The organism is Gracilibacillus timonensis (assembly GCF_900086715.1).
Lineage (GTDB): Bacteria > Bacillota > Bacilli > Bacillales > Amphibacillaceae > Gracilibacillus > Gracilibacillus timonensis.
This window is the reverse complement of the sequence record NZ_FLKH01000012.1, coordinates 2,031,749-2,058,075: the sequence shown is the minus strand read 5'-3', so window position 1 is coordinate 2,058,075 and position 26,327 is coordinate 2,031,749. Positions and strand designations below refer to the sequence as shown.

The 26,327-nt window shown below is 40.2% G+C and carries 23 protein-coding genes and 1 pseudogene; 7 read left to right on the top strand and 17 right to left on the bottom strand.

Going from position 1 to position 26,327, the window contains the following annotated elements; genetic code table 11:
• Window positions 1-64 precede the first annotated feature (64 nt).
• From BN6556_RS20775 to BN6556_RS20740, 8 genes are all read right to left on the bottom strand, one after another.
• Complete coding sequence (locus BN6556_RS20775) at window positions 65-937, bottom strand: carbohydrate ABC transporter permease (RefSeq protein WP_066195920.1); 873 nt, start codon at window positions 935-937, stop codon at window positions 65-67.
• Between the two features lie 30 nt (window positions 938-967).
• Entirely contained in the window at window positions 968-1,924 is a 957-nt protein-coding gene (locus tag BN6556_RS20770) for an ABC transporter permease (protein ID WP_066195917.1), read from the bottom strand.
• 200 nt (window positions 1,925-2,124) lie between these two features.
• Window positions 2,125-2,967, bottom strand: a complete 843-nt coding sequence (locus BN6556_RS20765; RefSeq protein WP_066195914.1) for an AraC family transcriptional regulator — start codon at window positions 2,965-2,967, stop codon at window positions 2,125-2,127.
• A gap of 243 nt (window positions 2,968-3,210) precedes the next feature.
• On the bottom strand, window positions 3,211-4,080 hold the full coding sequence (locus BN6556_RS20760) for a carbohydrate ABC transporter permease (protein WP_066195912.1): 870 nt from the start codon (window positions 4,078-4,080) through the stop codon (window positions 3,211-3,213).
• 10 nt (window positions 4,081-4,090) lie between these two features.
• A complete protein-coding gene (locus BN6556_RS20755; RefSeq protein WP_066195910.1) occupies window positions 4,091-4,969 on the bottom strand; it encodes a carbohydrate ABC transporter permease in 879 nt (292 codons plus the stop codon).
• A 980-nt stretch (window positions 4,970-5,949) separates the two neighbouring features.
• Entirely contained in the window at window positions 5,950-7,275 is a 1,326-nt protein-coding gene (locus BN6556_RS20750; protein WP_066195907.1) for an extracellular solute-binding protein, read from the bottom strand.
• A gap of 100 nt (window positions 7,276-7,375) precedes the next feature.
• Complete coding sequence (locus BN6556_RS20745) at window positions 7,376-8,155, bottom strand: response regulator transcription factor (protein ID WP_066195904.1); 780 nt, start codon at window positions 8,153-8,155, stop codon at window positions 7,376-7,378.
• Window positions 8,140-9,891 (bottom strand): sensor histidine kinase, encoded by a 1,752-nt coding sequence (locus tag BN6556_RS20740; protein WP_235817566.1) that lies wholly within the window; start codon window positions 9,889-9,891, stop codon window positions 8,140-8,142. Before BN6556_RS20740 ends, BN6556_RS20745 begins: the two co-directional genes overlap by 16 nt.
• Window positions 9,892-10,119: 228 nt before the next feature.
• On the opposite strand from BN6556_RS20740, the gene BN6556_RS20735 reads away from it, so the two are divergent.
• Window positions 10,120-11,727, top strand: a complete 1,608-nt coding sequence (locus BN6556_RS20735) for a glycoside hydrolase family 43 protein (RefSeq protein ID WP_066195899.1) — start codon at window positions 10,120-10,122, stop codon at window positions 11,725-11,727.
• Between the two features lie 177 nt (window positions 11,728-11,904).
• Here the strand turns inward: BN6556_RS20735 and BN6556_RS20730 are convergent, their stop codons facing one another.
• Entirely contained in the window at window positions 11,905-12,891 is a 987-nt protein-coding gene (locus BN6556_RS20730; protein WP_066195897.1) for a diaminopimelate dehydrogenase, read from the bottom strand.
• Between the two features lie 174 nt (window positions 12,892-13,065).
• Between BN6556_RS20730 and mntA the strand changes: the two are divergent.
• The 3 genes and pseudogenes from mntA to BN6556_RS20715 all read left to right on the top strand — a co-directional run bounded on the left by mntA (window position 13,066) and on the right by BN6556_RS20715 (window position 14,127).
• Window positions 13,066-13,393: pseudogene (mntA, locus tag BN6556_RS22580) on the top strand (type VII toxin-antitoxin system MntA family adenylyltransferase antitoxin).
• Window positions 13,394-13,642: 249 nt separating this feature from the next.
• Window positions 13,643-13,837 carry a hypothetical protein gene (locus BN6556_RS20720; RefSeq protein ID WP_066196706.1) on the top strand — a complete coding sequence of 65 codons (195 nt, stop codon included), beginning with the start codon at window positions 13,643-13,645 and terminating at the stop codon, window positions 13,835-13,837.
• Window positions 13,837-14,127, top strand: coding sequence for a hypothetical protein (locus tag BN6556_RS20715; RefSeq protein ID WP_066195895.1), 291 nt, complete (start codon window positions 13,837-13,839; stop codon window positions 14,125-14,127). The genes BN6556_RS20720 and BN6556_RS20715 overlap by 1 nt, the downstream gene beginning before the upstream one ends.
• A gap of 110 nt (window positions 14,128-14,237) precedes the next feature.
• Here the strand turns inward: BN6556_RS20715 and BN6556_RS20710 are convergent, their stop codons facing one another.
• The 5 genes from BN6556_RS20710 to BN6556_RS20690 form a co-directional block, all read right to left on the bottom strand.
• Entirely contained in the window at window positions 14,238-15,083 is an 846-nt protein-coding gene (locus BN6556_RS20710) for an SDR family oxidoreductase (protein WP_066195892.1), read from the bottom strand.
• A gap of 3 nt (window positions 15,084-15,086) precedes the next feature.
• Window positions 15,087-16,160: a mannonate dehydratase gene (uxuA, locus tag BN6556_RS20705; RefSeq protein ID WP_066195889.1), complete on the bottom strand. Its 1,074-nt coding sequence runs from the start codon at window positions 16,158-16,160 to the stop codon at window positions 15,087-15,089.
• 18 nt (window positions 16,161-16,178) lie between these two features.
• Window positions 16,179-18,209: an alpha-glucuronidase family glycosyl hydrolase gene (locus tag BN6556_RS20700; protein WP_066195887.1), complete on the bottom strand. Its 2,031-nt coding sequence runs from the start codon at window positions 18,207-18,209 to the stop codon at window positions 16,179-16,181.
• Window positions 18,210-18,233: 24 nt separating this feature from the next.
• The gene (locus BN6556_RS20695; protein WP_066195883.1) at window positions 18,234-18,911 is read right to left on the bottom strand and encodes a GntR family transcriptional regulator; all 678 of its coding nucleotides are present in this window, start codon (window positions 18,909-18,911) and stop codon (window positions 18,234-18,236) included.
• A 124-nt stretch (window positions 18,912-19,035) separates the two neighbouring features.
• Entirely contained in the window at window positions 19,036-20,187 is a 1,152-nt protein-coding gene (locus BN6556_RS20690; protein WP_066195880.1) for a transglutaminase-like domain-containing protein, read from the bottom strand.
• Between the two features lie 263 nt (window positions 20,188-20,450).
• Between BN6556_RS20690 and BN6556_RS20685 the strand changes: the two genes are divergently transcribed.
• Together BN6556_RS20685 and BN6556_RS20680 are read left to right on the top strand one after the other, a co-directional pair.
• Window positions 20,451-21,635, top strand: coding sequence for a MalY/PatB family protein (locus tag BN6556_RS20685; protein WP_066195877.1), 1,185 nt, complete (start codon window positions 20,451-20,453; stop codon window positions 21,633-21,635).
• Window positions 21,636-22,160: 525 nt separating this feature from the next.
• Complete coding sequence (locus tag BN6556_RS20680) at window positions 22,161-22,490, top strand: hypothetical protein (protein WP_066195874.1); 330 nt, start codon at window positions 22,161-22,163, stop codon at window positions 22,488-22,490.
• A 50-nt stretch (window positions 22,491-22,540) separates the two neighbouring features.
• Here BN6556_RS20680 and BN6556_RS20675 read toward each other — a convergent pair whose 3' ends face one another.
• Window positions 22,541-23,497 (bottom strand): alcohol dehydrogenase catalytic domain-containing protein, encoded by a 957-nt coding sequence (locus tag BN6556_RS20675; protein ID WP_066195870.1) that lies wholly within the window; start codon window positions 23,495-23,497, stop codon window positions 22,541-22,543.
• Window positions 23,498-23,668: 171 nt separating this feature from the next.
• Between BN6556_RS20675 and BN6556_RS20670 the strand changes: the two genes are divergently transcribed.
• The gene (locus BN6556_RS20670) at window positions 23,669-24,430 is read left to right on the top strand and encodes an SDR family NAD(P)-dependent oxidoreductase (RefSeq protein WP_066195866.1); all 762 of its coding nucleotides are present in this window, start codon (window positions 23,669-23,671) and stop codon (window positions 24,428-24,430) included.
• A 79-nt stretch (window positions 24,431-24,509) separates the two neighbouring features.
• Here the strand turns inward: BN6556_RS20670 and BN6556_RS20665 are convergent, their stop codons facing one another.
• Together BN6556_RS20665 and BN6556_RS20660 are read right to left on the bottom strand one after the other, a co-directional pair.
• Complete coding sequence (locus tag BN6556_RS20665; protein WP_078060246.1) at window positions 24,510-25,505, bottom strand: hydroxyacid dehydrogenase; 996 nt, start codon at window positions 25,503-25,505, stop codon at window positions 24,510-24,512.
• Window positions 25,506-25,509: 4 nt separating this feature from the next.
• The gene (locus tag BN6556_RS20660; protein WP_235817563.1) at window positions 25,510-26,211 is read right to left on the bottom strand and encodes a YczE/YyaS/YitT family protein; all 702 of its coding nucleotides are present in this window, start codon (window positions 26,209-26,211) and stop codon (window positions 25,510-25,512) included.
• Window positions 26,212-26,327: the final 116 nt, after the last annotated feature.

Sequence of the window (26,327 nt, the reverse complement as noted above, 5' to 3'; positions counted from 1 at the left end):
TTTTTTGTACATTGATTTCTTTGCATTTCGACAAGTGTCTTTTATTTCACCTCCTCTAGCGTCTTTAGCCCTTAACGGAACCTAACATAACACCAGAAACAAAGTATTTTTGGATATAAGGATAAACCATTAATATCGGCAAAACGGTTAATACCATGGTGACGGATTTAATATTAGACGATATTTGCACCATATTATCAGCACTGGTTGCTCCAGCCCCTACAGCCGTCTCGGCCCCTTTGATCATATTCCTCAAATAAATAGATACAGGGAATAAATCCTTTTCTGTGAAGAAAATAAAGGCAGGGAACCATGAATTCCAATGTGCTACTGCATAAAACAACATCATGGTTGCCAAGATTGGTTTGGATAGAGGCAGCACAATTCTAAATAGAATGCCAAAGGTGCTGGAACCATCCATAATAGCCGCTTCCTCTAGTTCTTCCGGTATATTTTGAAAGAAAGTACGCATAATCAACATATTAAACACACTTATCGCATTCGGAATAACAATCGCCCACATACTGTTGCCAAATCCAAGCGAGGTTACCAGGATATAATTAGGAATCAACCCTCCATTAAAAAACATGGTGAAGACAAAAAACAGGGTTAGAAATCTTCTTCCTTTTAAACGTTTTTTGGATAATGGATACGCAATCATTGTGGACAGCACTAAAGAAATGACTGTGCCGACCACCGTATATATCACTGTGTTTTTATAATTGGTCCAAAACATGTTATCCGACATAATCACCTTATATGTTTCCGTGTTAAACCCTCTTGGCCATAAACTCACTTGCCCGGAGTTAATATAAGATTCTGAACTAAATGACTGAGCCACAATGTTGAAAAATGGAAATAATGTTACAAATACGATGAATATCAAGATACTTATGTTAAAATACTTAAAAACCTTATATTGCCATGTCTCTTTCATCCCTTTTCCTCCTCACCATTGATCCCTTTATTACCACAAGCTATTGTCGGTAATTCGTTTGGAAACATAATTAGCCCCCAATACTAGTATTAATCCAATGATCGATTCAAATAACCCAATAGCCGCACCATAACTAAAGCTGCCTGATTGCAAACCTACACGATATACATAGGTCGCTATAACGTCTGCCGTTTCATAGGTCAATGGATTATAGAGTAATAAGACCTTTTCAAAGCCAATTTGAAGGAAATTACCAATATTCAGTATTAACAGTACAACAATGGTGGGTAGAATACCTGGTATGGTGATATGAATCGTTTGTTTCCAGCGATTCGCACCATCAATTCTAGCTGCCTCATATAACTCATCATTGATGCCAGTCAAAGCTGCTAAGTAGAGAATAGCTCCCCATCCAAGCGACTGCCATAAATCTACACTGACAAAAACCGTTCGAAACCATTCGGGAAGCTGCATAAAGCTTATTCTTTCGAAACCTAGGTTAGCGATCAATGCATTTAACGGACCACTTAGTGATAATACTTCAAAGACCATACCTGCAACCACCACAACTGAGAAGAAATGAGGCAAGTAAGACGCTGTTTGCACAAAACGTTTAAACAATTGATTCTTTAATTCATTTAATAATAAGGCAAAAATAATCGGTGCTGGAAAAGTAATCACCAGTAGCAAGAATGCCAAAATAAATGTATTAGCAAAGACTTTATAAAACACAGGGTCATTTAAGAACATTTGAAAATATTGAAGTCCGACCCAATTTTCACCAATGATGCTTCCACCAGGGACAAACCTTCGAAAGGCAATAATATTACCGAACATCGGGCCATACTTAAAAATAATTAAGTAGATGATGGGTAATGTGATCAAAGAATATAATTGCCAATCCCTTTTCAAAACAGATCTAATGTTTTTGTATCTTGGCTCGGACATAGCCGCAACGCCATTTTCTGAATGGTTCACACGATTCATTCTGGTCCCTCCCGTTCAACATTTTTACACTAGTAATACTAGTATACTAATGTAATGAAAAAAATAATCTGTAGGACAAGTCTATGCTCCAAACAGCCATTCAACATCCTTACAATATTTCACTTGCTTTTCCATCTGATACAAACGCTTTCATTTTTCTTTAGCTTAGTTTACCTAATCAACAAACTTAGTAAAATCATTTATTGATAAAAGGATAGTTGCTGCTTGCGATATTCTTTGGGCGATAACGACTCTTTCAACTTAAAATAGCGACTAAAATGGGCAGGATTCTCAAAACCACTTTCATAGGCGATCTGTTTAATCGTCTTATCCCCGTCATTCTCTAATAAATACTTGGCATGCTTTAAGCGGCAGATCATCACGTATTCCATGACGGTAAATCCCGTAATCTCCTTAAACACATGCGAAACATAGGATTTATTAAGACTCAACTTGTTAGCGAGCAAACCGATGGTTATTGGCTCATGGAAATGGGTTTGCACATAGTTTATGATTCTCTCGACATGATTTGTTTTTCCTCTGCTTTTTAACGGAGGAGAAATCTTTTCCATCAATCCATTCACGTTCACTAGCAGCTGTCCGATTAATAATTTCATTTCCCAGATCCTATTCTTAGCATCCGGTTCTTCCGATCTGTTTAATTCATGGATTTTTTTCAATATCTCTTCCACTCTATGCAATCCTATGTCATCACCAGTTCGGATTAAGTAATGGCTGCGTGAACCAAATGCCTCTAACACTTCTTTAGCCTGAATCGTATCTAGCATGTCTTTAACCAACTCAGGTGAAAAATGCAAATGACTTCTTACATACTCACACCCAGAAGGTACATTTGCTTTATGCAGGGTTAAACCATTCATTAATAAAATATCCCCGGGAGCTAACTCATAACATTCATAATGAATGGCATACCGGCACTTACCATGATGGAACATATATATTTCAAAGGCATCATGGGAGTGCATATGTTGCTGGTCAGGTTTGGAAGAAGTTCTATACTCCACTGAAAATAATTCTTTCATCTACCTTCACCACCTAGTTTTATTATATTTTATAAGTTTGGAACTTTAAATAACTAGGACTGCTTATTTTGGTTAATTTATATTCTGAAAGTGTTTTTTTGAACAGATAACAGGGGAATCCTGTTATTTAACGAAACTTATTTGACTAGATCAAAATGAGGTTTCAGACGATGGAATCAAGAACCTTACTATTTTTACAATGGAAAACGACTTTATTCGTTTTCCATTGTTATTTCAGATAAATCACCCCTTTACCGAACCAGCAGCGATTCCTTCGACAATACGATCACTTAAAATAAGAAAAGCAATCAAAATAGGGATAATACTAATAATCAGTGTAGCACCGATTGCACCCCAGTCGGTTAAATATTGACCAATGAAATTTTGGATGCCAACGGTTAACGTTTTATATTGATCCGAACTGATAAACGTATTAACGAAGACAAACTCGTTCCAATTATAAATCATATTAATTATGGCCGTTGTTGCCAATACAGGAGTGGTCATCGGCAAGGTAATTTGGAAAAATATTCGATGAACTGAACAGCCATCCACTACAGCCGCTTCCTCTACCTCACGCGGCAATGTATAATAAAAGCCTAGTAAAATCATAATGGTCAATGGCAGATTAAATGCCGTATACGATAATATAATAGCCAAAGGGTGATCAATGAGGTTGAGTTGTAAAAAGAAATCAAACAAAGGAATTAAGGCTGAATGGATGGGAACCATTAAACCAACCATAATTAAGCCTAACACCAGTTTGCTTAACTTCCACTTCATTCGCGTAATAGCAAAGGTTACAAAGCTTGCCAATAGAACCGTTAGGGCCACCGAAACAATAGTGATCCACACACTATTAAAAAAATATAAATCAATATTTCCATCCGTCCACACTCTCGCATAATTATCCCAGCGCCATTCTTGGGGCAGAGCAAATGGCGAGAGGCCGAATACTTCTGCATTACTTTTCAATGAAAAGAAGAATAACCAAATTAACGGATAGATTTGAAAAATGGCAACTGTGATTAATGCGATATAAAGACTAATGATTCCGAACTTTACCCGGATCGTCCGTTTTTCTTTGCCAGCTTGCTGCTTCATGTTCTTCATCCTCTCCTGCTTAATATTGCACTTCTTCTTTGGAGGCTGTTAATTTTCTTGTCAACCATGTCACGACAAGTGTTATCAGCAATAAAAAGAAAGCTATCGCACTTCCATAACCAAATTCATAACTTCCAAAGGCTTTCTTATACATATAAGAAGCGATAACCTCACTTGCACCATTTGGTCCACCACCAGTCATCACATAAATCAGATCAAAGTATTTTAATGAACCAACGATAGCTAGGACGACAGTTACTTTAATAACTCCAGCTATTAGAGGGACTTTGATTTTATAGGCGATCTGTACAGGATTAGCTCCATCGATTTTGGCTGCTTCGATCAATGAATCTGGGATACCTCTTAAAGCTGCATAATAAATAATGATATAGAAACCGGCATATTGCCATAATATAGCCACAAAAATGGCATATAGCACATAATTGGGACCTGCCAGCCATGCGGGTGGACTCTCTATTCCTAGTCCCATTAACAAACTATTTAACATCCCATTATTAGGATCATAGATTTTAATCCACAGCTGGGCAATCGCTACAGACGATAATAGCATAGGAATTAAATATATCTTCCGAAAAAGATTGGAACCTCTGATTTTATCTGCCAACACAAGGGATACAATCAAATATCCAATCAGACTCAGCGTGGAAAACAGGGCTAATAAGAAAGAATGTCTTGCACTTTCCCAAAACTTTGGATCCTGAACGAGCTGCACATAATTATCCAAACCAAGAAACGTCATTGGTCCTACACCATTCCACTCCATCAGTCCATAATAACCGGTGAGTAACATCGGACCATAAACGATGACGAAAATAAGTATTAAAGCTGGCAATGTATATAATGAAATAATCCATTTATTGGACATGACCTTATCCATTTTGTATGTCTCCCTTTTATAATGAGTTATGTAACGAACAAAAATTTCTTACATCAACGTTGCTGTTGTTTGAAAGCTTCTGAAATAGTTTCTTTATAGCTTTAGAAATACCTTGCAAATTCCGCCCGATCCTTTCCTTTATACGATCGAAACTAGATAAGTCTATCGATAAGACGGCTTATGTAAAGTAGCCCACTTTTCTGAGTGGTGAGTTTGATCGTTTTATCTGTGCGAAGCAAGCGCTGCGGGAATATGCTGCGCTTTCCACGGGGCCGGCTTCAGCTAACTAAAAAGAAGAGCACTTTTTAGTGGATCTTCAGCTCGACCTAGTCCCACAGGAGTCTCCGCATATTTCCTCCGCTAGAAAATGGTTCGACAATGGTTATCACTGCAAGGATGAAGGGTTCTAAGTACATAGATAGTATGGCAATAAAAAAGAAACAAACTGTCAGCCGATTATTCCGCATCGTGATGGATCCATGCTACAAAATAGTTCTTCCATCTATAAGAATAATAACAGCTAAATCGTTCCGCAAAAGAGTCTCAGGTTTGTTTGTGCCTGGAGCTCTTCATCTTCATGTTAGCAGTCTATTCGATTGTTGTACTACTACCATCGAAGGAAATAGGTGTAGACTCCTGTAGAAAGCCTTAGAATAGCGCAATGTGAAGACCCCGCAGGAAGCGGTCTTTGCTGACGAGCAGGCTAAGATCACGACGACAATCGCCACGCCTGCACTTGCATGTCCTATGCATCGAAGCGCAACCTATTTCCGCAGCGTCTATTAGCACGGACAAACACTCTACTTTACTATATGGAATAGTTGCGCTACTTTACATCATCCCTCTTATCGACACCTCGGTTCGATCAAGGTCAAAATCGTTCCACTTCCTATAATATTAAGAATGTGATTTCTTATCTTATTAGAAAAGGACATATTCGATGGCATGAAAATATGCCCTTTTTCTATTGAATCTATGCTTTATTCTTCCGCAGCCAAGGCTTCTTCTTGCTGCTGGGTAAACTCTTCTGGTGTCACCGCCCCACCAAACAGCGCTTGAATCATATCCAAATGTACTTCAGCCACACCAGGACTCATTTGCACATCAGCATAAAGCGTTAAATTGGAAGCTTCATTTAAGTCATTTAAGATATCAATATACATTTGTGGTAATTCAATTCCATCGGTATCTACTTTGGTAGCAGGTATTACACCAGCGTCTGTAACAGATTTTTCGCCCCATTTTTCAACAAAAAAGGCTACAAAATCTTTTGCTTCATCTTTCACATCCGAATTTTCTGCTACAAACAGACCGACACCAGGACCACCAACATAACTGTTTGTGTCTCCTTCTCCACCTTCTACGGTTGGAAACTTCATATATTCTACGGCGTCTCTAAGCTCCTGTGGGTTATCCTCATTCGTTGTCCATTCCGGTAAATCCCACGTTGCCATTAGATACATTGCTGCTTGTTCATTAATAAAATATCCCTTCGCTTCATCATTACCTAATCCATTAAAACCATTAATAAAAGCGCCCATGTCTACCAATTCTTTCACTTCTTCTGCTGCTTGAACCAACGCTTCGTCTCCAAAACTGCCACTGCGATCAATCGCACTATTTAACACCTCTGGACCACCAATTCGATCTGCTAGGTACATATACCACATCGAACCTGTCCAGCGATCTTTATTCCCTAATGCAATCGGTGTAATACCCTGATCAATTAACGTTTGAATAGCTCCCTTTAGTTCCTCAAACGTAGTGGGAACTTCAATGCCATTCTCATCAAAAATTCGTTGATTATAATAGATAGGTGTGATGTTCAACTCAAGTGGTAAGCTGTAAGTGGTCCCATCTATCTCATACGCTTCTGCCGTCCCAGCAACAAAGGAATCATTCAAAGGCCCATCTAACAAATCGTCTAACTCAGCAAATTTATCACCGCTTACATAAGGCTCCAGAAATCCAGCTGGCCATGCCATACCTACATCTGGTAATTCATTGGAAGTAGATAATACCTTTAATTTCTCTTTATATTGCTCATTTCCTAATATTTCTACATCTACGGTCACATCTGGATTCTCACTCTCAAATTCATCAATAATACCATTTACAATTTCATAATGCTGCTTGGAACTTCCTTCCGGCCACAAATGCATAAACTCAATCGTCTTCTGTTCTGAATCGCTTTCATTACTGCCATTAGCTGCGTTGTCCGAATCAATATTCCCTCCACAAGCAGCGAGTACAAATAAACATATAACGGTTAATAAATACAAAGCCTTGCTTTTTATTCCTTTCATGGTAACCCCCCTAAATGGTTAGTAGTATGTTCACTCATAAGTCTAGCACCATAGGCTTTTCTACGTAAGGTAACAATGATTGGGTAAAATACCACACATTTTAGGAATCGCTTTCATTCTGTTTGCGATAAACATGAGGAGTTACATTTTCGTATTGTTTAAACAGCTTAATAAAGTATTTCGACGTCTGATATCCTATCTGCTCCGCGATTTCTGTATTCGTTAAATCGGTCAATAACAATAATTTTTTGGCCTCCTGTATCCTTCTCCGCGTGACATACTCGCTAAATGTCATATTGATCTCTTCTTTAAACAATCCACTTAAATAACTGGCATTTAAATGTACCTCTTGCGCCACTTTTTTCAATGTTAGTTCCTCGCTGTAATGCACTTCAATATAATCCAGTGCCTCTTTCACAGCTCGATTATATTGATTGTCTTTTCTTGTTTCCATCCATTTTTTGTCGACAATTCGTTCTGTTACCCCTGTTTGTTCCCTTTCTTCTTCTATAAAGGCTGCCTTATGGATGGCTTCCATAAGCTTGTCTTTCGATATCGGTTTGAGCAAGTAGTTAACCACCCCAAACTGTAACGCTTGATGGGCATAATCAAATTCAGAATAAGCCGATATAATAATGACAACGGGTTCCTGCGTTTTCTCTCTTAATTGTTGCAATAGCTCTAATCCAGAGATTTCCGGCATTCTGATATCGGTAATCAAAATGTGTACCTTCTGCTCGCTCATGAGATTGATTGCTTCTTGTGCATTGGCTGCGGTTATTACCTCAAACGAATCAATGGCTGCTTTTTCCACCGTTTTCTTGATGCCATTTCTACTTCTGGGCTCGTCATCAACCACTAGAATTACTTTTCGTGCCATGTATCATTCGCTCCTTTTCGTGGAATGTCAAAGCTTACTATGGTACCTTTGTTTTCTTGACTGTGTATATGAAGCTTATTTTCCTTTTCTCCATAAAATAACTCCAGACGCTTTTGTACATTCTGAAGTGCCATGCCTAATCCTTTCTGCTTGTTAACATCCCCGTCTATCAGTCGTCGAACATATGCCAGCTGCTGATCATCCATTCCTGGGCCATTATCGATCACTTTGATCCGAAGGCTATCGCGTTGTTCCACTTCCTCTATCCAAATCGTCACGTTACAATCACTCACCATGTTACCAGCGCCATGCAGAATCGCATTTTCAACCATCGGCTGTAGCATTAGTTTCGGGATTCTCACCTGTAAAGAAGCGGCATCCACCTTTTTCTCCCATCTCAAACGCTCGCCAAACCGCATTTTCATAATTTGCATATATTGATCAATATGATCTAATTCCTCTTTAATCGTCACCCATTCATCTTGATTCTCTCTTGTAATCGTATAACGGAATAAGTGTGACATCGCTAATACAACATCGGCCAAATCTTCTTCCTCTCGCTCATCCAGCGACCAATATAAAGCATCTAATGTATTAAATAGAAAATGGGGATGAATTTGAGCTTGTAAGGCCTTCAGCTCGGTGCGATTCTTCATGATCTCTTTTTCGTAAACCATTTGCACCAAATAATTGGTTTCGGCAGCTAATTGATTGTAGGTTTGATTCAATTCATTAATTTCATTGGTGGAAGGTGTCTCTGGATTCGGTGCCATTACTCCTTTTCCTGCCTCACGCATGGTTTGTGTCAGCCTCGTAATCGGACGTGTGATGAACGTAGACAAGAAGAAAGAAGCAATAAAGAAAATGATGAGTCCTATAATTCCAGCAAAAATAATACCAGCTTGAACACTAGACATCCCATCCGTTAATTGACCAACTGGTGTTAAAAGATAAACGGTCCATCCTGTATCTTGCGAAGTATGCTGAACCAGCATAAATTCCTCACCAGCAAAAGATAGTGATTCCGACTCCGCTCCCAATACTCGATCTACTGAATATGGAAAATCCGAGGTGACTATCTGATTATGCTCATCTACGATGATGGCATAATCACCAGATGCTTTTTCATTATGCGTCTCATTTAATTGAAAATAATTACGATTAACCCTTGCGATATTATAGCCAGCATGCTTGAAATTATCATCCATTAAATTGATTCTTTTGCCTACCAAAAAATAATTGGCATCTAAAGGATCTTCTCCCATCCAGACAAGTTGTCCCATCGCTTCATCAGCTTTATCAATCCATTGCGGCTCTACTCTCTCCATTAAATGAGTCGAATCAATTGGAATCACACGTCGATAATCCTCCCCATAAATTTCAACAGAGTATATGCCATCTGCATTTGCCTGAATAAAATTAATCGTACTCATCAATGATTGTCTTTCATTAAAGGTAGCCTGGATGCCATTCGATTCACGATATAAAATAGACTGGAGTTCTTCATTCGTGATGACTTGTCTGGTCACCGTGTTTACCTGCTCCATTAATGAATCATATCTTCCGCTGGACTCGATCGCTGTCTGTCTAATCTGCTCTTCGGCATTGTCCTGCAACAAATCAGCGACTAGCACGTAAGTGATAGCGCTTACGACAATAAGAATAATAAACATAACCATTAGATATACAACCAGCAATTGATTGCGTAATGTATTCCATTTTTTTAATAGATTCAATATATATCACCTCTATTACCCTCTTTGTTTAATCAATAACTTAAGTTATGGTCCTATTATACTATGGAAAAACCCAAAAATAATATAAACTAACTAAAAAAGATAGTGGAATAATCGTCAATCCTATTTTTTAAAAACTTAGTTTGTTGATTACACAATCTAAGTTTTTTATGCTATACTAGTATGTAAGTTTAACAAATACATTAGAAAATGAAAAGGAGTGGAAAAATGGCAACGATTACAAACCCTATTTTAACAGGATTTAACCCCGATCCAAGCATTTGCAGAGTAGGTGAAGACTATTATATTGCAGTATCCACCTTCGAATGGTTTCCAGGTGTAGGCATTTATCATTCGAAAGACTTAAAAAATTGGCGACTGGTCTCTCGTCCCTTAAACAGACGCAGTCAGCTTGATATGAAAGGTAATCCAAATTCTGGGGGTGTCTGGGCGCCGCAATTATCCTATACCGATGGACAGTTTTATTTAATTTATTCCGATGTAAAAGTAGTGAACGGCAACTGGAAAGATGGACATAATTATTTGGTGACAGCTACTGAAATAGATGGTGAATGGTCGGAACCGATTTATTTAAATAGCTCTGGTTTTGATCCCTCTTTATTTCATGATGAAGATGGTAAGAAATATTTGGTGAATATGAAATGGGATCACCGTGTAAACCACCATAACTTTTATGGTATCGTATTACAAGAATACGATCACACGCAACGTAAGCTAATTGGCCAGCCGCACATTATTTTTAAAGGAACGAATGTGATGTTAACGGAGGCTCCACATCTCTACAAATGGAATGGCTATTATTATTTATTAACAGCAGAGGGCGGCACCAAATTTGAGCATTGTTCCACGTTGGCTCGGTCGAAAAATCTTCATGGACCATATGAGGTACACCCAGATAATCCATTAATCACCTCTTGGCCTTATCCAAACAATCCGTTACAAAAGGCCGGACATTCCTCCATTGTGGAGACGCAGACTGGGGAATGGTTTCTAGTCCATTTAACGGGAAGGATATTGCCAAAGGATGGGCAGCCGATTCTAGATCCGCGCGGCTTTTGTCCATTAGGCCGGGAAACAGCCATCCAACGTTTAGAATGGAAAAAGGATTGGCCTTATGTCGTTGGCGGGAATCAACCCAGCTTGGAAATTGAAGGGCCAGATCTGCCAGAAGTAAAATGGGACGCTGACTATCCGATAAAGGATAATTTTGATTCTCCAACATTGAATTTACATTTTCAAAGCTTGCGCATTCCGTTACTTGATGCGTCTGCTTCGTTGACAGACAGGCCAGGACATTTACGATTATATGGCAAAGAGTCGCTTACTTCACGATTTACTCAGTCGTTTATCGCTCGTCGCTGGCAACATTTTCAGTTTCGTGCTGAAACCAAAGTGGCTTTTCGTCCTACCGATTTCCAACAATCTGCAGGTTTAGTCAATTATTATAATACAGAGCATTGGACCTCGCTGCAAATTACCTGGCACGAGGAAAAAGGAAGAATACTAGAGATCATGTGTTGTGATGACTTTCAATTTTCTCAGCCGCTGCAAGGTCAAGAAGTGATCATCCCAGAAGAAGTGGAATATGTTTATTTGCGTGCCGATATTACAACAAACACCTATCGATATTCTTATTCCCTTGATGGCGATCACTGGCATGAACTTCCAGAAACGTTTGCATCCTATAAGCTGTCCGATGATTATATCAAAGGCGGCGGATTCTTCACTGGTGCCTTTATCGGTATGCAATGTCAGGATACATCTGGTCAGAACCAAGCTGCCGATTTTGATTATTTTATGTATCAGCCGAAATAAGAAAAAAACAGAAGGAAGCTTGGTTCTTAATCAGAAACGTTTCATAATCTCAAAAGCTTTGTTGTTCGACGTGACGTTTATTTCAGGTCAAAGCCTTTTAAGGGGTCGACATTATATCGTTTTGCTTATAAAAGAACCGAGCGTGATGGCTCGGTTCTTCTCATACATCATCTTCATTTACAAAAAGTCTCTTCTCAGTTCCTCACCAGAACGTGGCGAAAGGTGACCTAATGTCACATCGTACACCGTTTTCGCACCGAATTGCTTTTCTTGACTTAACCGATAAGCTGCTCTAGCATAGGCAACAACTACACTGGCCGTAAATTCAGGATTACTATCTAATTGAAGGGAAAATTCATAGATTTGTTTGTTACCTTCCCCTGTATTACCACCACGGATGACAAACCCACCATGTGGTGCCTTGGAGTGATTTTGCTTTAATTCTTCTTCTGTAATAAAGTGAACCTCTGTTTCATAATCGGCAAAATAATGTGGCATCGTTTTGATTTCTTTTTCAATTGCTGCTGGATCTGCTTGTTCCTCTGCAACCACATAACAGACACGACGGTGTTTTTCAGAAGTAGCTAGTTCCGGATTGTTGCCGTCGCGCACTTTTTCAATCGCTGGTTCGGAAGGAATGGTATACTGAACACCATTTTTCACCCCATCTACTCTTCTGACAGCGTCCGAGTGGCCTTGACTTAAACCTTTACCCCAAAATGTGTAGTTCTCTCCGTTTGGTAGAATCGCATCCGCCATTACCCGGTTAATCGAGAATAAACCTGGATCCCAGCCTACCGAGATAATCGCCGTTTTGTCATGTTTTGTGGCAGCTTCATTGACAGATTGATAGAATTCAGGGATCTTGGCATGGGTATCATAACTATCTACAGTATGGAACATGCTTGCAAAGTGCGGCGTTTGCTCCGGCAAGTCTGTAGCTGATCCGCCGCAAAGCAACATCACATCAATCTCATTTTGATAATCGCTTGCCGCTGATATATGTAATGCCTTCACTCCAGTTTGACCAAGCACAAGGCTTGCTGGATCCCTTCTGGTGAACACTGCCACTAATTCCATATCAGGAGTTTGCCTGATCGCTTTCTCCGCACCTTTACCTAGATTACCATAGCCTACTATTCCTAGTCTTATCTTATTACTCATATTGTTTTCCTCCTCGTTTGTCAGATAATCTACGTTCTCTTTCTATTTTACTTTAAATCGCTTATAATGAAAAATCATAAAACGCTTTCTACTATGGAAATTACCATTTCTAATGTTACGAACCGACTCTTTTTGCCATACTTATAAGTAACAAATGGTGGGAGGAATTAGCCAATGAATACCGAACTGCAGCAACAGGTTCAGGATTTCTTAGTTCCAACATTGCATCCTGCCTTTATTTTATTATTTGGCTCCTATGCAAAAGGGCACCAGCGCTCCGATAGCGATCTTGATATGGCCTTTCTCTGTAAAAAAAGATACCCCTTCCGCCTATCCGACATTTTTAATTGCTCAAGAACTGGCAGATTTGTTGAAAGCAGATGTGGATATAATTAATCTAAACGAAGCATCAACAGTGTTTAAGGCTCAAATATTTTCATCAGGCATACTCATTTATTCTGAAGATGATACCTTTTTTATGAACAGCGCATGCTGGCATTGAGCATGTATGTCAGACTGAATGAAGACCGCAAAGTTGTTTTGGATAAAATCGATGAGAGCGGGACGATATATAAATTAGATGATGATTGTGATGGTCAAACTTTTTTCAGCATATAACAAATGTTATAAAATCATTTATAATAGGAAACCCTAACACTCCATTAGAAAAATAAGTTTTTCACTTGGATGGATAGAAATGATTCATTCTAATGGTATAATGGGGTTAGTAAACAATGAGGTGGTGTTTCTTATGCCAGAACAGCAAAACAAGGAATTTAAACGCAAATACGGTTGGATTGACAAATGGGTAAAGATGACTGGCGAACGGGCAAGAATCGATGCTAAAGCAAATAAAACATATATTATCTATGAGAAAGAGGGGAAACTTGTAAAAGAATTCCCTGACGGTACCATTATTCCTTTTCACAAAAAGGCTGACGTTTAATGTACTCGCAACGACCAAGTAACGTTAAACAAAACATCGAACGAGTTGCAATGAGAGTAAAAAATGGCGGGCATCATATTCAAACTGCAGATATTCTCCGAAGAAATGAAGCTTCATTTAAACACCTTTATGAGTATGCTCCTATTATCGATAATCTTATTCTAATTGACAACAGTAAAGAAAATGGAGAAACTGTGTTAGAAATTAATAGTGGTAAAATTACCTTTGAGACCGATCATTTACCTAATTGGGCAGTTCCTTTAAAAGAACAATTTAAATATGATTCGTAATCTTACTGATGAAAAAGAAGTTGGACTAATCTCCAACTTCTTTCTTTATACAAAAACCCTCTATTTTAGTTATCCACAATGAAGAATTGGAGGTAAATATGACACATTACCTAAACCCCCGCATATGCCATAAACCCGCCATCCACCGGAATACACGCTCCTGTCACAAACCCGCTCGCTTCATCATCCGCTAGCCATAACAAGGTCCCAAGTAAATCATCTGGTGAGCCCAGCTTTTGCATCGGTGTATGAGCGAGTATTTTTTGCATTCTTGCGGTTGGGGTGCCATCCTCGTTCGTTAGCAGTCCGCGATTCTGATCGGTTAGGAAAAAACCAGGGGCAATCGCATTGACACGTATATTCGCTTCTGCCATATATACCGCCAACCATTGGGTGAAATTATTGATTGCCGCTTTGGCAGCACTATAAGCAGGCACCTTGGTCATCGGACTGACCGAACTCATCGACGAAATATTAATAATCGTCGTAGTCCTTTCCACCATCCGTTTGGCAAAAATTTGCGTCGGAATCAAAGAACCGATGAAATTCAAATTGAATACCGAAGAAAATCCTTCTGTTGTCATATCAAAAAAGGAACGAATCACTTCATCTCCCTGAGCATTTTTTTGAAAAACTTCATGGCTGGTCGTGCCATTGGGATGATTGCCACCAGCACCATTAATCAACACATCACACGGTCCGTACAGCTGGAATACCTTTTCTTCTGCCGCGATTACATGATCGCGTTCTAATACATCACAAGCAATCGCAACAGCCTCTCCACCGTTATCCTTAATCTCAACCACTACTCGCTCTGCTTTCTCAAGCGTGCGATTCAATACAGCCACTTTCATTCCCTGTCGAGCTAGTTCTTTGGCCATGGCGCCACAAAGCACCCCGCCTCCGCCCGTTACGACGGCTACTTGATCGGTTAAATTCGAATGTGTTGGCAACATTGCTTATCTGCTCCTTTCGCTATTTAATTGATTGGCATCCCATAATCCTTGTAAGTACATCACACCAAGCGCTCGATCATAAAGGCCATAACCTGGGCGGCATTCCTCCTCCCAGATATGCCTGCCATGATCCGGTCTGACATATCCCTGATAATCGATATCATACAAGGCCCTAACGATCTGATCAATGGGCAGGGACCCGTCTTTGGTCAGATGAGAGGTTTCAATAAAATCCCCATTGTCAAATAACCTGATGTTACGTATATGAGCAAAGTGGATGCGATCCTGCAGTTCATGAATAATCTCAACCAGATGATTACTTGGATTCACCCCTAGTGCCCCACTACACAACGTAATACCGTGATAACGGCTATCGACTAAATCGACGATTTGCAGCAAATCTTCTTTTGACGTAACTATCCGTGGTAAACCAAAGACTTCCCATGGCGGATCATCCGGATGGATCGCCAATTTCACATCATGCTCTTCACAAACAGGAATCACTCGCTCTAAAAAATAACGGAGATTGCCCCTTAAATCATCTGCCGATACCGTTTGATAAGCGGCAAATAATTCTTTTAGAATGCCTAAACGCTCCGGCTCCCAACCTGGCATCGTATAATCTGGATTACCCGCGATCATGTCCACCAATTCCATCGGATCAATGTTATCGACCTTGGTCTTCTCATAAAATAAGGCGGTGGAACCATCAGGCAGTCTGCCATGTAAATTGGTTCTTATCCAATCAAATACTGGCATAAAATTATAACAAATTACCTTTACTCCGACCATCGCCAAATGCCGGATCGTTTGAATATAGTTATCGATATAGACATCCCGATCGGCATTTCCCAGTTTAATGGATTCATGAATATTTACACTTTCTACCACTTCTAAATGAAACCCAGCCCTCTCGCCTGCCTGTTTTATTTCTTGCATGCGTTCCAACGGCCAAACATCGCCCGCCGGAATATCATGCAAGGCCCATACTAAACCTTCCACACCAGGAATTTGTTTTATTTGGGGTATTGTCACACTATCATTGTCTTCCCCAAACCACCTAAACACCATCTTCATCTTGTAATCTCCTTCATCTCAGTAAATTGTCCTTCCCTTCTCATCAGGCACTCCTGATTTACGATAAAAATACGTATTTACTTGATCGCACCACTCTCTTGCATTCCTTCTCTGCCATTCAAAACGTTCATGTACCTTGGCATGCCGTGTGTCATCTATTACACTATGGAGTGACTCCCACTTCATGATTAACTGCTCTACCTGTTCTACACCTGCAAAATGGGTATCATAAATATGCTGAATAACCGTTTTGCCACTTTTTAATGTATACTTGTATGGTACATGATGAAAAAATAATAAGACCTCCTCTGGACAAGACGTTAGCTGATTAAATATCGACTGATTGGGTTCCTGATATTGGGCTGTATAACCCGTTCCTGTCTCTCTCGTTCTATCCACTCCCACCCCATCACGATCAGCAAGATGGTAGGTGCCCCACCTGGAATATTCATAACCATCGACATTTGGCCCATAATGGTGTCCTGGATTGACCATCCAGCCTACGCCTAGCGGTGCCGTATAATTTTCATAAATCCTCCACGAATCCAGAAGTATGCTGGCTAACGTCTCTATAAGTAGCGTTTGACTGCCAAAGGTCTGTACGATCCATTCTTCCGCAATCGCCCCTGCAGATAATTCCGGATTCCAAGCCAACCGGCCATACCCATACAGATTAACTTGAGCCAATGTATGTCCCGTCCAGTTCTCATCATCACCGATATTAGCTACTGCAGCCAATCCGCTATATTTGTATGGCTGTATCTTCCCAGCCATCATTTCTGTGATAGTGGACCCCTTCCCCCTGATATAGGTATCAAACTGCAATACCTCCTTCCATTGGGGAGTCAGGTAACAAAGGTCTCGCTGCTGTCCTGTATACTCTTGGGCAATCTGAAACTCTACTAGTTGATTCGTCTGTTCCATCGCCCCAATCAAAGGAGAAACCGGCTCCCGAACTTGAAAATCCATCGGTCCGTTCTTAATTTGTAAGATCACATTTTCTCGAAACCTGCCATCCAACGGCTTAAAATGATCATATGCTGCTTTTGCCCGATCGGTACTGCGGTCACGCCAGTCCTGCACACAGTTATACACAAAACAACGCCAAATCACCTTCCCTTGAAAAGGTGCCAGCGCTTCTGCCAGCATGTTTGCCCCATCCGCATGATCTCGATCATATGTAAATGGCCCCGGTCGATGCTCCGAGTCTGCCTTCACCACAAAGCCACCAAAACCAGGAATATAATCATAGATTTCCTTTACCTTCTGTTGCCACCACTGCTGCACTTGCTTCGCCATAGGGTCCGCTGTTGCTAAACCATCGATAGCCATCGGACTGGCAAAGTTTATACTCAAATATAGCGAGAGACCATACGCCTCAAAGATATCCGTGATTTCTTTTATTTCCGGTAAATATTTATCTGTAATAAAGTAGGTCTCCTCTTTCCACACATTTACGTTATTGATAGCGATTGCATTGATCCCCACGGAAGCTAAATATCTAGCATAATCTCTTATTCTCGTTTTATCTTTGACTATCGCACCATTATGGTAAAAAATAGATTTCCCTGCGTATCCCCTTTCTACACTGCCATCCAAGTTATCCCACTGATTTAACATTCGCAAGCTATTTTTAGGATCTTCTAGATTATTTAATTGCGATACATCATAACCCAATTGGAGTTGACGTAATAGATAAAAGATACCGTATAATAAAGCTTTATCCGTCTCCCCCGTAATAATCAGCTGTTCATTACGGAAAACGATCAGAAACCCCTCGTCAGAAGCTTGTTGAATGGTTTCTATTTGTTGATCATCTAATAATACTGCTATCCGATCAATGGTACCGACTACCATACTCTCTTCCATATTATTCGTGAACCTTGGTTGTATGCCAAACATACCTTTCAGCCCACGTATCAGCTCTGCGGAAATAGAGGAAGCAATGGGCGATGTATTCCAAATAGCTATTTGCTGGAACTTGGGCAGATTCTTTCCTTCTATTGGCCGATACTGCAGCCACATACGATAATCAAGTTTGGTTCGCATAACACCTTCACTCTCCTTTTCAAATTAAGCAAAAAAGTCTGGATTGGCTTCTTTTAATGCCCCTTTTTCTACATCGACTAATCGGAGATGTTCGATCGTTGTTTCTTCTGCCAAATCGACATCCTTGTTTGATATCGCTTCGAAAATACGGCGGTGCTGGGACACAACAATCTTCCAGTCATGATTAACGGCCAGGCGTAGTAACCGGAGCCGGTCAAACTGAATATTCATCCGCTTCACCATATCCCATGTGCGAAGTTTACCACACCCCTTATATAGCAATCGGTGAAATTCATCATCCAACTCAAATAAACGTTGAAAAGAACCCTTCTCTAAGGAAAACTCCTGTAGCGTCAAATTCGTCTCCACTTGCAGCAGCGCCTCTTCACCCATGTTCCTTGCCGCCTCTGCCACAATCGCCTTTTCAATATTTTCACGCACAAATCGACCTTCTTCTACGGAGTTCAAATCAATTTTGGCTACAATGGTCCCAATCTGTGGCAATATTTCCAGCAGACCTTCTTGATTTAGTTGTAAAAAAGCCTCACGAACCGGCGTACGACTCACCTCTAATTTATCGGCGATTTCTTTTTCAGACAGCTTCATTCCTGGGGCAATCTCCCCAATCATAATCTGTTCTTTGGTTGACCGATAGACATAATCCCGTGATGAACCCTTTTCTCTCTGTCTTGGATAAGCCATGCTTATACCTCCTATTTCATACTAGTATGGTAGTATCATTATACGTTCTTTTTTTTATAAATTCAACATCGGAATACATCATTGGGAAAGACAATCGCCTGCCTTTCCCTAAATAAGCGTGCTTTCATATAGCCGAGTTAATCATAATACCAAGTACCAGACAGGATAAGACGGAAAACAGCACCTTCCTTTCTCCTCTTAAAACAAAAGCAAGACAAACCGACAACAGCACTGCCCCTGTTACAAGCGAAGGCACAGCAAAAGCCGTCAATAGATCCAACAAGAAAAAGCAAACCAATAAACCAACTGCTACCCTTTTTGTCCAAAACAACAGGTTCCATGGCAAAGGCTCTCGGACTGCCCAGGTACCTAATAACTCCTTCGCCTTCACCGGCTTCTCTCTGTTCTCATTAAATCGCACATAAGCTGGCTGTAAATATGGCGCATTTCCATTCAGCGAATCAATCCCCCAATGAAAATCCCTGCCACACAACGGAAAACTGCTGATAATAGCTTTTGCCGCCGTCTCCTGTTCAAATGGCGGTTCCAATTTAATATCGCCATCATAGGAAAAGTTGATCTTCTGTCCTTCCGCCGCTCCAAAATAATCCTTCCAATGATAGGTTCGTAGACTAGAAAAAAGAAACTGCCATTTACTATATTTTTGCAGGCGAGCCATACTAGAATCCACCTCGACCCAACCGTCTCCTTCTATATATACTTCATTCCAAGCATGTCCATTCATTTTTCCCAGTGCCCAGCACCCATAAATAACTCTGCATGGGATGCCGATCGAGCGGCAGAGAGCTGCATATAGTTGCGAGAATTCACCACAATCCCCTTTTCCCAATTCGCAAAAGCTCTGCACTCCTCGTGCCTTGGGTGGATAAACATATTTAAAATGATCAACCACATATACAAAAATGGCTTCCGCTTGCGCACGTGGGTCTGTCTGATTCGCAATGATCGACTGCGCTAACGCCCTTGTCTCCTCATCCCAATAACATAAATGGGATGACCTGACATAAAATTGCTTTTCATCTGAGCTTAGACTTACTTTTTTTGCTGAACTCGGATTTATTTGATACGTCACCGTGAGTTCAGACTGTGGCTGAATCACAAAGTAATGCAACTCGTTATAACAGCTAGATGTTTGCTGAGATGGCGAAAGGTTGGTTTCCAATAACTCTGCCTGTTCCGGAATTGATAACCACAGTTCTGTTGCATGTTCGTCTTCGTTTCTATAGCGATAAGTTACCTGATGTTGCTTCCTCATGACATCACCTCTTTTTCATTCAGCGGATACACGCTTTATCACCGCGTTAAGGGTTCGTAAGTTTTCCGACTATAGGAGTGGTATCCCGTAGTGGTTTTGGAAAACAACGATCCCTAAACATCCTGATAAGTCTCACTTTATTATAACGAAAGTTCCGCTACATCTCAGTAAAAAAATCTCCACTCATTTTGCTTGAATCAATTGTTAACATCCACTACTTCCTTTATAGTAAATAAGTAGAACAAATCAGAAAGGTGATCCATATGAATGTAGAGACTTTTGTCGAGAATTATTATGTAGAGAGAAAAAATACAGACTCCTTAAAATGGGACTTACTTGAAGAACGCTTTGGTGACGCCGATCTCCTACCCATGTGGGTGGCAGATATGGAATTCAAGGCACCAGATGGTGTGTTTGAGGCGCTGACGGAACGTATCCAGCATGGTGCTTACGGTTATTCCTTTGTACCTGACTCTTACTATCAAGCCTTTTCCGATTGGATGGAGAAGTATTTCGGCTACAAGGTGGACAAAGAATGGTGCAGACCAGCTACTGGTGTGGTATCGGCATTGTACTGGTTTATGAACTGCTTTACGGCGGAAAAGGACGCCGTGCTGATTACACCGCCTGTCTACTATCCTTTTTTCAGCGTGGTCAATGACCTGAACCGTACACTCGTCACCGTTGATATGACGGATAATGATGGTCGTTTTGAGTTGGATTTCGATCAGTTGGAACAAGCCATCGTCGACAATAATGTTAAACTCTTCCTGCTCTGCTCACCGCACAACCCGGCAGGAAGAGTCTGGACCGAAGACGAGCTAGAGAAGATGCTAGCCATCTGTGACAAACACGATGTCCTCGTGATCGCGGATGAGATTCACCAAGATTTTGCCTTGCATCATCACAAGCATATCCCGGCACCACTCATAGCAGATGGTAAATATAGAGACCGTATCCTGCTCGTGAATGCCGCTTCTAAAACATTCAATCTGCCAGGGCTAGTCCATGCCAATATTGTAATAGAAAACCCGGCACTGCGGCAAAAGTTTGATGACTATGCCAATCAACATATCATGAGCGAGAAAAACCTGCTCGGCCATATTGCTACAGAAGCAGCCTACCGAACGGGCAAAGAATGGCTCGATGGACTTCGCCATGTGATTGAAGCGAACTACGATTATGTTAAAAAAGAACTAACTACTCATATACCGGAAATTAGAGTATGTGATTTGGAAGGCACTTATCTGCCGCTGATTGATTTGAAAGGATTTCTAGATCCTAACGATGTAAAGGAATTCGTCCAGGACAAATGCAGGCTTGCTGTTGATTATGGGGAGTGGTTTGGTGCCGCTTATAAGGGGTATATTCGCTTGAATTTGGCTACTCATCCTAAGTTAGTCAAAGAAGCGGTGGAGAGAATCGTGAGGGAATACGAGAAGTTGTAGGTTATACCAGATGAGCTAAATGATGAAAAAAATTGAAATATGCATCCATTTCAATTCTGATGTATAATAAAGTTAAATCAGTATATAATAAAAACTCTCGGTGGTGGTGCACCGAACGTTAGTGTAATAGCCCTTCAAGGGGGCGGCTACACAAACCCATAAGAAATAACCACTGTTTGCTTTGCCAGGCTTAGGTGGTTATTTTTTTGTTCAGGTGACAGGATGATCATTAGTGTAGCAAATGCCACAGCAAAGCAAACATGAGAGATTCATAAACTGTCATAAGGCGACGCCCCCTTTCTTGCTACGATGGAAAGGTGGAATTATGAAGGGAGTGTGCCACCACCACGAAAAGCTGGCACCGAGAGTGATTACTTTTCCAAAAGTATAGGTGCAGGAGATTAGGTAAAATTTAGAATCAAAATAAATCCCCCTCGAGTAAAAGGTAAAATTTATATAGGCGGACGCGGTGTTATAATAGAAACTATCATACTTTTATCATAGTTTGTATAGGAGGTGAATTAATTGGACGGAATAAACTTTTTCACTTTTGCTCCAATTTTAGCTGGTCTATTAACAGGTATCATTGGAATTGTTTTTATAAAAAAAGACGCTGCAGGAGAAGATGTGGATAAAGGTTTTTCAAAAAATTATTTTAGACTACCTTATAGAAAAAGAATGATTATAAATTTAGTAGCTTATCCATTAATCATCGTGACATTTTTTATTATTTACCTTTCTTTTGATTTGAGCCCCTTATTAAGCTTAATCGCCTCCTTAATATTACTTATTTCTTTTTTTACTGAACTTATCTATAACTATAAGAGGTGGAAAAAATATGAAAGAAAAGGATAAAAACTTATTATATATATAATAAGTTTTTTCATGGCAAGCGTTTTACACGATCAACCAATTTCAATCACACTTTTAATAAAATCATCTGGTTTCGTAACAATATGCTCATAGGCTTGATCCACTTCATCTAACGAATGGACATGGGTAATCATATCCTTCATATGAAATCGCCCATTGTCCATCAAAGTCATCATTGCTTTCATTGCTTCAACATGTACTTGGTTTCTGCGTTCATGCGCATTAATCACGGTAAGTGCCTTCCAATTCCAAAGCTGCATGTTCACATTTCTTATCCCTTGATGACTTTGATGATAACCGACAATGGATAACACACCATGAACCGCTGCCAATTCCCCAGCCAATGCTAACCCTTGCGGTGAGCCGGTGGTATCCACACTTACATCTATTCCTTGGCCGATTTCATCCCAGTCTGTCACTTTGTATGTATCTGGAACTTCATGAGCAAGATATACCTCATCCGCCCCAAAGCGTTTGGCATGATCTAAGCTTTCTTGCCGGATATCAATAGCAATTATTTTACCAGCTCCCTTATGCTTCATAAGCTGCATAAAGCCTAAACCCATAAAACCTAAACCAACAACAGCTACTGTATCACCCAAATTCACTGGCGTACGATTGGCACCACTCCATAAACAAGAAAGTGGTTCACCGATAGCGACCATGCCTTCTAATTCATCAGGAATTTTTATCACATCCTGATATTCGGCTACTGCGTATTCTGCAAAGGCTTGATTAAACAGCCCTGTTACCCGATCTCCTTTACAGAAACCTTCTACATTACTTCCTACCTCTTCAATGATTCCCATTCCTTCATGACCAAGAATTGTTTGTTCCTGCTCGATTGCCCCTTGTTGCCAGGGATGTAGTTCAGAAGCACAGACACCACAGTATTTCACCTTGATTAGCACCTGATTATTCGTGATTTCCGGGCGAGGTACTTCCATTATTTTATTCGTTTTTGCGCTGGTTAAAATGGAGGCCTTCATGTTCATCCGCTCCCTTTCCTACATGGTCGATTGTTTTCTTCTGTTAACATAACATATTTAGGCGTGACTTTTCACCCTGCCCTATCTATTTTCAAAAAAACGTTCATCCAATTCATTTCTTATACATTTTTTTCACGTAGCGTTACAATATATAAGTAAGGAGGAATAAAAATGACGAAATTTAGTGGAAAAACAGCCATTATTACTGGCGGGGCAAGTGGTATTGGATTAGCCATATCAAAAGAATTAATGGAAAATGGTATTCAAGTCGTTGTAGCAGACATTAATAAAGAAGCGATTGATACCAATACGAAGGAAAATGAATTATATGAAGGCGAAGTGGTCGATGTTACCAATGAAGAACAAGTGGAAACCTTTGTGAACCATGTAGCTGATAAATATGGCAGCATCGACTATTCTTTTCACGTTGCTGGTGCCAATAAATCAGATCTTATTATTGATCAAACATTAGAAGATTGGAACTTTACCGTCAACCTAGTGCTCAACGGTGTTTTTTTATTTACCAAACATGTGGGTAGAAAAATGAAGGAGCAAAAACATGGTAAAATGGTAAACGTCTCTTCTTTAAATGCACATGTACCGATGTTTTATGGAGCTGCCTATTCGTCTGCCAAAGCAGCCGTTGAAAATTTAACAAGGAATGCAGCTTTGGAATTAAGCGACTATCACATTAATGTGAATGCTATCCTACCTGGATTGGTAGCCACACCTTTAACCAAAGATATGACAGATAATGAAGAAATCAATCGAAGATTCATGGAAAGAATTCCTGCAAAAAGGGCAGGTGAACCTAGTGAAATAGCGAAGCCAGCCGTATTTCTAGTGTCGGATGACGCTAGTTACATTAACGGAACTTCTCTTGTAATAGACGGTGGCTGGGAAGTAACTGGTTATCCTGACATGAGAGTATAATAAAGCTACAGATAATAGCGGATAACGTCATCAAGCAATGACGTTATCCGCTATTTTTTATGATAGTGAAATCATCCTATCACGCCATATTCCGATATAATGCTTCGGTAATCTCATACTGAAGCTCTTCACCAGATGTATATCGCTTGATCTCTTCCAGCATAAATGCACCTAACCGAGCTCTTTCGTTACCTGCACTCCCTGCAATATGAGGAGTCAACACCACATTCGGCAGAGAATATAATGGCGATCCTTCAACTGGCGGCTCTGGATACGTCACATCTAAAACAGCTGTTATATCTGGACGCTTTTGCAATACCTCTATCAATTCCTCTTCTCTCACAATCGCTCCCCTGGCTGTATTAATAAAGGTTGCCTGTTGTTTCATCGATTGGAAATGTTCTCTCTTGATCATTCCCTTTGTATCAGGCAACAGTGGGCTATGCAATGAGACAACATCTGACCTTTTAAACATATCCTCCACGGAACATAATTCGACATCTAACCGCTCGGCTTCCTCCGCACTGACAAATGGATCATAAGCCAATACTTTTAAGTCAAAATGCTGCAGCAACTCGATGACTTTCCTGCCAATTTGGCTCAAAGAAATAATGCCAACTGTCGATTGATAAGCGCCAACAAGAGACTGATACATGCCATTTACATAATTCTTTTCTTTCAATTGTCTGGATAGCTCCCAACCATTTTTTAAGGAAAATAGTATCTCGCTTAACGTGAATTCTGCGACTGGAATCGCATTGGCTTGATTAGCTGTCGTAATCTTGATTCTTCTCGACCAAACCTCTTCAGACAATAACTTCTTCATCGTTCCCGCCGCATAAAAAATGGCTTCCAACGATGGGGTTTTGTCTAAAAAAGCTTGATCAAATACCGGGGCTCCCCATCCTGAGAAAATGACGTCGACCTCTTGTAATAACTCAACATGTTCTTGGCAGTTACGTTTGGTTAATGGGGGCCCGATGATATCCACATATTGCGCAATCTCCTTTTGTACAGCAGGAGAATACACCGTTTCAAATAACTGATCATCCATGATAAACAAAGCTTTTTTCATGTTTTCACCCATTTCTCTTCATTATTTGTTGCTTTTGACATATTTTAATCAATGGACCAATCATCAAAGCAGAAATGATCGTTCCTTCCCGAATACCTTGGACAGTTCCGAAGGCTAGTATTGAAATAACCACTGCCATAACCACTAAACCAACATCAAAATAAAGCTTAACCTCACCAAACTCCTTGGTAACTTTACTGGAAATGGCTTTTACAATGCCTTCAGCCGGGTTATTTATTACCTGTGCCTTGATCTGCAAAATCGTACTGTGTGTGATAATGACACAGCCAACGATCACCATGCTTAGCTGCAGCCAATAGTCGGTCTGCGGAAAAAAGCGAATCAGATAAGACCAAAAGTCAATTGCTAGCCCCAACACTGGGCCTACGATGAATTGCAAATACTGCTTTTTGGGAAAGTCTTTGCCTAATAATAGGATTTCCACAAAGACAAACAGGAAATTAAATAACATGGTCAGCATGCCAAAACTTATGGGCAGATATAGACTGAGCACATAAGGAGGACTCGTAATCGGCGTCGTTCCCAAGTGCGCCAAAGTAACCAAGCTAATACCCAGCCCCATACTGAAAAGGCTTAGTAAAAACAAACCGTAAGACTGAATCAGATGAACATGCGTCTTCCCAAAAATTTTTAGATGACTAAAATGAATCATGGTTGTTTTTCGTGATGTTTGATATTTTTCCATACGTTTAGCATACGCTGCTTTCTATTTAATGTCTTATTGCTAAGAGAATAAATTCTCAATTTCGGAAATACAATCTTTGCGCGATGGATTAGCAGGTATGTAAAAAAGGAAACGTC